Source organism: Synechococcus sp. R6-10 (assembly GCF_047461815.1).
Classification (GTDB): Bacteria; Cyanobacteriota; Cyanobacteriia; order Thermostichales; family Thermostichaceae; genus Thermostichus.
The window spans coordinates 1-9,982 of the sequence record NZ_JANSHW010000048.1; the positions used below are offsets into that span (position 1 = coordinate 1).

The following is a 9,982-nucleotide window of genomic DNA, read 5'->3' on the forward strand; positions in this document are numbered from 1 at the left end:
ACCCCAAAGCACCAGTGCCACTTTATCTTGCCAAGGAGTTGCAGAGGTGGTTGCCCCCTTCATTGGAGAAACAGGTGCCCGCAGCACTCGCACGCCTAAACAAGTGGTGCCGACGGTAACCCCCACCAGCAGCCACTCGTGCCAGGGATCCAGAGCAGACAAGCTGAGGGCCTTGGCCGCATACCCCAAACTGCCGGGTACCCCTGCCAGGGAAGCCGTCCCCAAGAGCAGCATCGGCCACCGCCAGCGATGGCTCACGCTCGTTCCAACAAACAACAGGGGCTTCGCCAACCCATGGGCAAGGCCATACAAACCCGCCCACTGAGGGGCAGCAATCACAAATCCCATCTGCGATACCGAGCTCCAGGCGAGAAGGTGCTGGGGCGTGCTCCCCATCAAGGCCAGTAGGATCCCGAAAACGGCTGAACCGGCGCTCAAGTAGGGCAACCCCTGGGCCAAGATCGGCGAAGCCTGGCTGCAGCGCACCAAAGCCATGGCTCCTGCTTTGGTCGTAAAACCGCTGAGCACCGCCGCAACAACGGGATCCGCGGTAGCATAGGTGAGAGGCAGCCACAGGCCGGCAACGAAGATCGCCCCCTTGGCCAAAAGACCCACAGCAATCAGCGCCAAGGCTGTGGGGTCGGCCATAGTTAAACTGCTCATCGCCAGGGATCCCGTGCGCACATAGACCAAGATGGCGCCCATCAGGTAGAAGAGCATGGCCACATTGCTCATGAAGAGGTAGCGCAGCCCCACCCAGAGCTGGCGTTCGCGGCTCTCCACTGTGGGTTGGCCCTCAGCCCGCCGCCCGTAGGTCAGCAGCAAAAACACGCCGATGCTGAGCACCTCCAGGGAAACGTAGACGCTGATCAGGTCAGCACTGATGATGACGGCGTTGGCGCTACCGTGGACGATCAGCAACTGCATGGCCAGAAAGCGGCTGCCCGCAAAGCGTCTATCCAAATACAGGGCCACTCCTAGCGTGACCAGGCCGTGGGCCAAGAGCATCGCTGCTCCATTGGCATCGATCCGCAGCGTCACCCCGAAGTGATCCAAAAGCTGCAGCTCCAAGGGCGCAGCGGTTGTGCCGGGCAAGCCCCCCTGCTGCACCGCATAGGCCACCGTCAGCGCGGCCATCCCCACCAAGCTGGGACGGGTCAGGGCCGGCATCAAGTAGGTTGTGAAGGCCAGCAGAAAGGGCAATGCCACCCACACCAGCGTCAGCTCAGTCATCGGTAAAAGTGCTCTGCGCCCCTGACGCGACTGCCTGTTCGATGCTCTCGACTTCGAGGGTGGGATGATTGCGGGACAGCTTCATCACCCCCACCAACATCAAGGCTTGTACCGATAGGCCGATGACGATGGCCGTGAGGATGATCCCCTGAGGCACCGGGTCGGCATAGTCCAGCTCGCGCCAGGGTTTGTAGATGGGGGTGAACACACCGCTCCGGGCTGCCCAGATCACGAAGAAGGCGATGACCCCGGTGCTCATAACATCCATAGATAGGATCTTCAATAATAGGTTGCGCTTGACCACGACTCCCCAGAAGCCAAGGAAGATCGTGAGGATGACGGCGGCACTTAACATGGACACCTCGCTTGCTGCGCTCGAGCTATCTGGTCGCTCAGTCGTTCTAAGGCTACGCCCGCTACGTGACCAGTATCCAGCTTCCGCAGCCGCGGCAGCCAGATAGCCTGTGGCCGGCTGCAACGCTGCCGGGATCCCCATCTCCCCAGCAAGACCGGGATCCCGAATTCGAAAGAGCTGCAGCTCCCAATGGGCAACTTGCTGCGACTTCTTGCCAGCTCTGGAGCTTGGTGGGATCCTGGTCATACACCTCTCATGCCAAGGTCGGAATTCATGGCTGCTGTTCGCAGTTTAAGTTGTAATTTAATGGCCTTGGCGGAACCGACTTCTGGATGCTGAAGAAAGGTGTTGGAGAAGGGGGTTTAAAAGCCGTGATGCTGCCGGTGGCGGAAGCAGAAGCCCTGATTTTGCAGGCGGTTCAGCCGCTGGGCCCAGAGTGGGTGGAGCTGGGATCCGCCCAAGGCCGCGTTCTCAGCCAAACTGTGTATAGCCCCCAGGATTTTCCGGCCCATCCCACCTCCAGTATGGATGGCTATGCCGTGCGCCATGAAGATGTGCAAGCGGGGATCCCTTGTGAGCTGCAGGTGATTGAGACTCTCCCCGCCGGAAAGGCACCCACCCGAGAGCTCCAGCCTGGACAAGCGGTGCGTCTCTACACCGGCTCCCTCTTGCCCAGCGGTGCGGACACCGTGGTGATGCAGGAATACACGCAGCAACCTTCGCCAGGAACCGTTCGCCTCTTGCAGCGTCCGCAGCGGGGCCAATTTGTCCGGCCTCAGGGAGACTTTGCCCGCCAGGGGGATCCCCTCCTGCCGGCAGGGCAGGCTTTGGGCGGAGCGGAGCTAGCCGTTTTGGCCGCCATCCGACAGGCGATGGTGCCGGTGTTTCGTCAGCCCCGGGTAGCCCTGTTCTCGACAGGGGATGAGCTAGTGCCCATCCAGCAGGTGCCGGGGCCGGGGCAGGTCGTGGATTCCAACCAGTACGGCCTGGCGGCTCTGGTCAAGGCAGCGGGTGGGATCCCGATCCAGTTAGGCATCGTGCCGGATCGGCTCCAGGTGTTGCGGCAGGTCGTCCAGCAGGCCCTGGCCTCCGCCGATGGGGTGATCTCTTCCGGAGGGGTATCGGTGGGGGATTTTGACCTGGTGGAAAAGGTGCTGGAGGAGTTGGGAGGCGAGATTTTCATCCGCAGCGTGGCCATCAAGCCGGGCAAACCCCTGACGGTGGCTCGTTTTCCCAATCCCCACGGCCCCCCCAAGCTCTACTTTGGCCTGCCGGGCAACCCTGCCTCTGCCCTGGTGACCTTCTGGCGCTTTTTGCACCCGGCCCTGCGAAAAATGGGCGGATCCCTGCCCCCCTACTGGCAGATCCTCTCTGCCTTCAGCCCGGTGGATCTGCATGCCGACGGTCAGCGGGAACACTATCTCTGGGGACGGCTGCAGGTCAAGCCCGAAGGGATCCAATTTCAGCCCGCCGCCAACCTCAATTCCGGCAATCTCATCAGTCTGGCTGGCTGTAATGCCTTGGCTGTGCTGCCAGTAGGGACAACCCAGATCCCTGCTGGTTCGCCCGTTCAGGTGCTGCAACTGCCCTGAAGATCCCTAGCCCTCCTCTCGCTGCTGCTGGAATAGCCGCCATAGTCAATCCAAATAACAATGAGACGCTAGCCAGTACAACAGTTCCGTCTGCAACAGCGGACCGCAGGCCTTATCACTTCATCCACAGAAGTTCCTCTATCAGCATGCATCCTTGCCCTCTTGAGAGCACTAAAGTCACCCTCAATCTCATTCAAGTCTGGCGAGGGCCTCAGCAAAAAACCACCTCCTGCCCTGCCGCTTTCATCAAATCCTTTATCCTTCCCTTCCGTTCGCCGAGCAGGCCCTAGGCCTTTGAATCGGCCCATTGCCCAGAGTCAATACAGATGTCCTCTCCAAACTCGGCATTTAGTGTCCCTCAAATTCTTCCGCATTCGAGCTACTTGAAAAAGCGTCGGGGCTATCAAACCCCCTCTCTCCTTCCTCCTACCGGCTACTCAGCTCTCTCTCTTCCCATAAACTTTCTCCCCTCTCTTTGGCCAAGCATAAAACAGGTGCGTATCTCCCCAAACCCTGTCTCGTCATTCTCTCATCATTCGCGTCAGCGGTGCAGAGCCCATTGTAAGCTAAACTCTCACTTCCATACTTCTGAACCAACTCCCTCAAGACCCTAGAGTCGTTGATTCTCTCTTGGATTCTCTCTTGCCAATCCCGCTCTCGGTGCCTTAACTCTTTTTTTTCGCGTTGTTTTCATCTTCCTAAGAGCATAGTAAATAGCGCTGGGATGGACGCCAAACCTCTGGGCTCTATCCTTCAGTCGAGCTTCTGGGTACTGTTCTACGTCTTGCTGCAGAGCGACCAAGTCTATCTTTCGCTTCCGAGTCTTGACTTTTGTCGGCCTCAGGTCTTCTCGGTTCAGCCAGCGATAAACCGTTGCACGACTGACTTTGTACATCTGTGCAGCTGCAGTGGGGCTGCCCCCTTCCTGGACATACCCTACGACTCTCTCTCTCAGGTCTAAGCTATAGGTCATGAAGCTTCCTCCTGAGGTCTACCCCCACGTCATCTTGCCTTTAACACCGTCTCATTGTCAACTGAATTGACTACAACTACACAGACCTGCTTTGTGGTCATTTCAAATGGCACCTGTCTTGCCTTTTGTCTGCCGTCGTCGAGAGAGGGGGCAGCGGCACAGAGGACTAGGAAGGAGGGGGGAGACCGTCTCGAACAGACCTAGAGTAGGCCTGCTGCACCGCCTGGTAGCGCCGTTTGAACGCCTGCTGCTGCACCTTGTGATCCACGATGGGATCCGGATAGCCACAGCTTCGCCGTTCCCGCAAAGCCCAGGCTCCCTTGGGGTCATCTCCCACCCACAGCAGAGCCGGCGTATCCAGCCGTGCCAGCTCCGGCAGATAGCGACGGATGTACTCTCCTTCCGGGTCATAGCGGGCTGCTTGCGTGGCCGGGTTGAAGATGCGCAGGGGCTTGGGATCCGTGCCCACACTGGCGCTCCACTGCCAACCGCCGTTATTGGCCGCCAGATCCCCATCCACCAGCTTTTGCATAAAGTAGCGTTCTCCCCAGCGCCAATCGATGAGCAGATCCTTGGTTAAAAAGCTGGCTACAATCATGCGGCAGCGGTTGTGCATCCAGCCGGTTTCGTTCAGTTGGCGCATGGCCGCATCCACGATGGGGTAGCCCGTCTGACCGGTGCACCAGGCCTGAAACCAGTCCTGCCGATTGTCCCACTCCAGGGCGTCGAAGGCTCGTCGATAGGCTCCGGTTTCCACGTGGGGCCAGTGGGCCAAGACATGCTTGTAAAACTCTCGCCAGCACAGCTCCTGCCGCCAAGTTTGCAAGCTGCTTTCGGCCTCTTGGCTGCGCACCTCGGCTTCCACCTCCCGCGTGGCTTGCCACACCTGGCGAATGCCGATCGTTCCCCAGCACAAGTGGGGGCTCAGTAGAGAAGTGCCCGGCTCAGCCGGGAAGTTGCGGGCTCGCTCGTAGTCCAAAATGCGCAAACCCTGACAAAAGTCTTCCAAAAGGGCTTGAGCCGCTGCTTCCCCCGCTGCTGGGATCCGCTGGTCGCAGACAAAGCCCAAATCTGCCAAAGTCGGTAGAGGCTGCGCTTTTAGTCCCGATACCGGCTGCAGACCCTCGGGGGTTGGGTAGGGATCCCGCTTGGGCAAGCTCGCCCACCTGCGCCAGAAGGGAGTGAAGACCGAATAGGGCTCCCCCGCCTGGGTCAACACTTCCCCCGGCCCGTGCAGCAGCATATCTTGGTAGGAGAAGGACTGGATCCCGGCTGCGGCCAAACTGGCCTGCACTCGACTCTCTTGCTGTAGGGCGAACGGCTCCCCATCGGCATTCCAAAACACGGCCCTGGCTCCCAGGTCTGTGGCCAAGCACCGCAACTCCACCGAGGGATCCCCCAGCCGCCAGATCAGTGGGATCCCCATCTGGGCGTAGCGCTCTTGGAGCTCTTGCAGAGCCTGAAGCAAAAAGGCCACCCTAGCTGGGGCCATGTCCGACCGTCTCAGCATCTGCGGGTCGAAAATGAAGACAGGCACCACCTGAGAGCTGCGCTGGGCTGCCTCATGCAGGGCTGTGTTGTCCCCTAACCGCAGATCGCGACGATGCCAAAGCAAAACGGGGGAAGTCATAGGCTGCCAAGCAATGGGATCCCATCTTGGCCGGTTGCCACCGCCCCTTTCAACTCACTCCCCCCAAGGCTGGGAGCCGGGGCGGCCAGAAGCTACATTCTAAAGAACCTTGAAGAACCCTATCAAAGCTCTAGACTGTCGAACACCCGACTGGGACAATAGCGGCAGCGCTCCTCTGGCTTTTGCTGGCCATCGCTGTATCCCATCGCGTAAGCTGTATCCCCCAACATCACCACCAGCTGAGTCAGCTTCAGGGAAAGCAACGGGTCAAGCGGCTCCGTCACATTCAGCATAAACTGCTCAATGGAGCGCCGCAGCGCCTCTGGCGTCTTGATCATCACGTCTCCATCCATCCATCGATGGCTTTAGGTATTCATACTCAAGGCAAGATGGACATGGACTCAGGATAAAGGTGGAAGGAAGAGATGCTCGTAGCATTGGCTACTGTTCTTGGGATCGAGCCGGCAAGGGCTGAGCTCCACACCAGCCAGAGCAGGCTTGCGGATGATGTTAGCCTAGGTATCCAAAAATGGCGACAGCGCGACGAGTGGCACGGGTAGCAGAACTGATCAAACGAGAGGTCAGCCAAATCCTGCTCTCGGAGATCAAAGATGACCGGGTCGGGGCAGGGATGGTCAGCATTGTGGATGTCGAGGTTTCCAATGACCTGCAAAATGCTCGCATCTTCGTCAGCATTTATGGGGATGAGACAGCTCAACACCGGGCCATGGAAGGGTTAGCGGCGGCCACACCCTTTGTGCGGCGGGAAATCGGCCAGCGCCTCAGCCTGCGACGGGTGCCAACGGTGGTGTTTTTGCAGGATCGCTCTTTGGAGCGGGGATCCCGCGTTTTGGCTCTGCTTAACCAACTGAGACAGACCTCTGAGGCCCAGGAACCGGAGGGATCCCAAGCTGGGGTTGAGGACACCGCCGAGGGCGAAGAAAACGAATCGAGCGGCGAATAGTTGCACCATTTCGAGGGATCCGCGCTGGAGCTCAGCCTGCTTTGCACGAGAGAGCAAAGGATCTGCCTTGATGGCCACTAGATAGAGGGGCCTTTGCTTTGCAGCAATGCGGACAACATCCAAGAAAAGTTTTTGACGTTCGCGTAAGCGGGCCGGAGGCCCTGAAGTTTTTGGATTTGTTAGGCTTAAGGGAGCTATACAGCCCTTCCCCCGATCGTCTATCCGTACAGGACTCCATGTCTGCGGCACACTTGCGCAAACCAGAGCGCTCTGCTCCAAAGGGCAGCGGCGTTGTTGTGGTCAACCTGCGAAAGGGCTGTAAGGTTGCTGTCCATGCCTTTCCTGCCTTTTCATGGATGTTCAAAGCCCACTGCAACCGGATCCCTCTCTAGGGGGTGCTACTCCACTCCAAGCTCTGCAGGCCCTAAACCAGAGTGTTACCGAAGCTTTGGTTTCCTGCTTGAAAGGGCAACCCCAACAGGCCACTCAGCACCTTTTGCTGGCTCTGCCGCAGCTCATGGCGGCTCTGGGGGCCTTGAGGCAAAAATCTTCCCTTCGCGTAAGCGGGCCGGAGGTCTTGGCCGAGCCTGCAGGCTGCCCTTCAGAAGCCCAGCCCAAGCGCATCCTTCACATCGAAGGCAACCGCGTGGAAGTGTGGGTGGATAACCAAATTCGCAGCAGTTGGAGCATTTGGTCGGTGGGAGATCTCAAGGAAGTCTGTCGGCTGGCAGAAGAGTTCGACTGTGGCCTCAGCTATTCTCTAGGAGGAAACTCAGAGTCTCAGTCGGAGATGCTGCTGTTGCCCTCCAATTCTGCTGATTTGTCCGACCGGCTCTCCAACCCCGTTCACGTAAGCGGGCCGGAGGCCCCAGGCTCTGCCGCCTAGCACCCCCAGCTTCGGTTGCTGCTTTTGCTGTTCAAATCCCCATGGCAGAACCCCAACGGCTACAGAAGCTCTTGGCTCAGCAGGGATTGGCCTCGCGTCGCCAGGTGGAAGCCTGGATCCTGGCCGGGCGCGTTCGGGTCAATGGGAAGGTGGTCACTGAGCTGGGCTCCAAAGCCGACCCAGAGCGGGATTGCATCGAGGTGAATGGGCAAGTGATCCCTTTGGCCAAGGATCCGGCGCGCTATGTTTTGCTCCTGCACAAGCCAGTGGGGGTTTTGTCAACCTGTGCAGATCCTTGGGGACGCAAGACGGTGCTGGATCTGCTCCCCCCATCTTGGAAACGGCAAACCCGCCTCTACCCGGTGGGCCGGCTGGATGCGGACAGCAGTGGCGCTTTGCTGCTCACCAATGATGGCGACTTGACCTTGAAGCTGACCCATCCGCGCTATCATCTGCCCAAAACCTACCGGGTACAGGTACAAGGGCATCCGAGTCAGGCCACTCTGCAACATTGGCGAGACGGAGTAGACTTAGAGGGGTACACCACTCTGCCGGCGGAGGTGGAGTTTTGTCCTGCCCCGGATTTCCGGCAAAGGGAGCATCCCAATTGCTCCTGGCTGAGGGTGGTGTTGTTTGAGGGACGCAACCGGCAAATTCGGCGGGTGGCGGAGCGTCTTGGGCATCCGGTGCTCAGCTTACATCGGGAGGCCATTGGCCCACTGGGCTTGGGCAACCTGAAAGCAGGCCAGTTCCGCCAGTTGGATCCCCATGAGCTCCAAGCTTTGCTGGCCCCTCTCACCGGGCACAGCAGCTCATCCTCGCTCGGGAAGCGCCCTCTAAGGCCTCCGGCCCGCTCACGCGATTAGCTCGTCAGAGCCTCTAACTGAGTGCAAACTCTCACAGTAGCCTCCTTTCTTCCGCAGGTGGCCAAATGATGCAAGAGCCAGCACACTCTTTAGAAGCCCTGGGATCCCTGTTGCGGCAAACACGGGAGGCACGGGGACTGACGTTGACAGAAGTAGCTAACGATACCTTCATTCGCTGCCAATATCTGCAGGCGCTGGAGGAAGCTGACTTGAGCCGGTTACCGGAGCCGGTGTATGTGCAAGGGTTTCTCAAGCGCTATGCCGACTATTTGGGGTTGGATGGCGAAACCCTCTCTCGGCGTGCCTCTCCGCTTTTATCGGCCAAAACCCCCCGCGCGCCAGCTCCTCTTGCTGTTGTCGGCCAGCAACCTGCCTTTGCCCTGCGCCCTCTCCACCTTTGGGCCGCTTATGTGGTGCTGATTGTGCTGACGGTGGGGGGATTGTCGGCTCTTTTGGAAGGCACAGGCAATCCCTTTGGGCGTTGGCTGGTGAGCCTGTCAACGGTCAGTCGGGAGGGATCCGGCCAGCAACCGCCTGCTGCCAACTCCCCGGATCCCACTCTGTCGGCAGCTCAGCCCACGGCCCGCCAACTGTTTCCCACCCTCGACCAATGGACGCGCATTCAGGGCGTCTTCCCCGAGGTCTTGGAAGCTCACTCAGGGGGGGCGGGGCGCAAGCCGGTGCGTCTGGATATTCGCGTTGTGGAGCGCCCTTCCTGGTTGCGGGTCATCGCCGATGGGCAAACGGTTTTTGAGGCCACCTTACAGCCAGGGGCCGAGTTGAATTGGGAAGCGGAGCAGTCAATCGTGTTGCGTACCGGCAATGCGGGCGGTGTGTTGGTGACCTTTAACGACCGGGAGCTTGGAGTGATGGGCCGATTTGGGGAAGTGAAAGAGCTGATGTTCGAGCCGGGGTTGGATATTCAGTCGCTGCAGTAGGAACCCAGCCAAATGATCATCCCGTTGCGCTTGGCGTTATCGGCGGCAGAGTAGGAGCAATCTCCCACCCTTGGGAGCCAAGCTGCTGCAGCAGGTGTCGGACTTTGTCGATGTCTTTATCGCCTGGCCGACGTTCCACACCACTGGAGAGGTCGATGCCGCTTGGCTGCAGGTGGCTGAGCGCCTGCAGAACATTGTCCGGGTTCAGCCCACCAGCCAGTAGCCAAGGCAAGGGCAGGGAGCGGTGGGCAAGTTCTGACCAATTCAGAGTTCGCCCCGTTCCACCCGCCTGTTGGGGGTGATAAGCATCCAAAAGCAGCATCTCCACACAGTCTCGGTAGAGATTGGCCACTTCCAGATCTTGCGGCTGGCGGACGCGCAGGGCCTTGATGCGGCGGATCCCGGGAAGCCATTCCCCCAATTGCTGACAATCTTGCGGGGATTCTTGGCCATGCAACTGGACAGCCGTGAGGCCCACCGTTTCCACCCAGGCGGCGATGGCGCGGGGATCCTGATCCAGAAAGACCCCTACTTTTTCCACGTGG

General features: G+C 59.3%; 10 protein-coding genes and 2 pseudogenes. 6 read left to right on the plus strand and 6 right to left on the minus strand.

All coding sequences use genetic code 11. From position 1 onward, the window contains the following. Both NW837_RS01515 and NW837_RS01520 read right to left on the minus strand, forming a co-directional pair. Positions 1 to 1,233 (minus strand): cation:proton antiporter (locus NW837_RS01515; RefSeq protein WP_414328960.1); only part of this gene is annotated, 1,233 nt, incomplete at its 3' end. Continuing rightward, entirely contained in the window at positions 1,226 to 1,588 is a 363-nt protein-coding gene (locus NW837_RS01520) for a cation:proton antiporter subunit C (RefSeq protein WP_414328966.1), read from the minus strand. The genes NW837_RS01520 and NW837_RS01515, both read right to left, overlap by 8 nt. A 332-nt stretch (positions 1,589 to 1,920) precedes the next feature. Between NW837_RS01520 and glp the strand changes: the two genes are divergently transcribed. Beyond that, a complete protein-coding gene (gene glp / locus NW837_RS01525) occupies positions 1,921 to 3,180 on the plus strand; it encodes a gephyrin-like molybdotransferase Glp (RefSeq protein ID WP_414328961.1) in 1,260 nt (419 codons plus the stop codon). Positions 3,181 to 3,248: 68 nt separating this feature from the next. On the opposite strand, the pseudogene NW837_RS01530 reads toward glp, so the two are convergent. The 3 genes and pseudogenes from NW837_RS01530 to NW837_RS01540 form a co-directional block, all read right to left on the minus strand. Continuing rightward, a pseudogene (locus NW837_RS01530) lies at positions 3,249 to 4,153 on the minus strand (IS630 transposase-related protein). 166 nt (positions 4,154 to 4,319) lie between these two features. Beyond that, positions 4,320 to 5,783, minus strand: a complete 1,464-nt coding sequence (locus NW837_RS01535; RefSeq protein ID WP_414328962.1) for a cryptochrome/photolyase family protein — start codon at positions 5,781 to 5,783, stop codon at positions 4,320 to 4,322. Positions 5,784 to 5,905: 122 nt separating this feature from the next. After that, a complete protein-coding gene (locus NW837_RS01540; protein WP_238376842.1) occupies positions 5,906 to 6,121 on the minus strand; it encodes a hypothetical protein in 216 nt (71 codons plus the stop codon). A gap of 191 nt (positions 6,122 to 6,312) precedes the next feature. Between NW837_RS01540 and rbfA the strand changes: the two genes are divergently transcribed. From rbfA to NW837_RS01565, 5 genes and pseudogenes are all read left to right on the plus strand, one after another. Further along, positions 6,313 to 6,747 (plus strand): 30S ribosome-binding factor RbfA, encoded by a 435-nt coding sequence (gene rbfA / locus NW837_RS01545; RefSeq protein WP_414328963.1) that lies wholly within the window; start codon positions 6,313 to 6,315, stop codon positions 6,745 to 6,747. A 352-nt stretch (positions 6,748 to 7,099) separates the two neighbouring features. After that, a complete protein-coding gene (locus tag NW837_RS01550) occupies positions 7,100 to 7,633 on the plus strand; it encodes a hypothetical protein (protein WP_414328964.1) in 534 nt (177 codons plus the stop codon). Positions 7,634 to 7,674: 41 nt separating this feature from the next. Continuing rightward, on the plus strand, positions 7,675 to 8,499 hold the full coding sequence (locus tag NW837_RS01555; RefSeq protein WP_011431867.1) for a pseudouridine synthase: 825 nt from the start codon (positions 7,675 to 7,677) through the stop codon (positions 8,497 to 8,499). Between the two features lie 68 nt (positions 8,500 to 8,567). Next, positions 8,568 to 8,777, plus strand: a pseudogene (locus tag NW837_RS01560) (helix-turn-helix domain-containing protein); the annotation flags it as partial. Continuing rightward, entirely contained in the window at positions 8,775 to 9,437 is a 663-nt protein-coding gene (locus NW837_RS01565; RefSeq protein ID WP_414328967.1) for a DUF4115 domain-containing protein, read from the plus strand. The pseudogene NW837_RS01560 and the gene NW837_RS01565, both read left to right, overlap by 3 nt. Positions 9,438 to 9,453: 16 nt before the next feature. Here NW837_RS01565 and NW837_RS01570 read toward each other — a convergent pair. After that, on the minus strand, positions 9,454 to 9,982 hold a 529-nt coding region (locus NW837_RS01570), incomplete at its 5' end, for a phosphoribosylanthranilate isomerase (RefSeq protein WP_414328965.1).

Coding starts and splice junctions, on each gene's coding strand:
- NW837_RS01520 (WP_414328966.1), bottom strand. CDS start 1,588: ATGTTAAGTGCCGCCGTCATCCTCACGATCTTCCTTGGCTTCTGGGGA.
- glp (WP_414328961.1), top strand. CDS start 1,921: ATGCTGAAGAAAGGTGTTGGAGAAGGGGGTTTAAAAGCCGTGATGCTG.
- NW837_RS01535 (WP_414328962.1), bottom strand. CDS start 5,783: ATGACTTCCCCCGTTTTGCTTTGGCATCGTCGCGATCTGCGGTTAGGG.
- NW837_RS01540 (WP_238376842.1), bottom strand. CDS start 6,121: ATGATCAAGACGCCAGAGGCGCTGCGGCGCTCCATTGAGCAGTTTATG.
- rbfA (WP_414328963.1), top strand. CDS start 6,313: ATGGCGACAGCGCGACGAGTGGCACGGGTAGCAGAACTGATCAAACGA.
- NW837_RS01550 (WP_414328964.1), top strand. CDS start 7,100: ATGGATGTTCAAAGCCCACTGCAACCGGATCCCTCTCTAGGGGGTGCT.
- NW837_RS01555 (WP_011431867.1), top strand. CDS start 7,675: ATGGCAGAACCCCAACGGCTACAGAAGCTCTTGGCTCAGCAGGGATTG.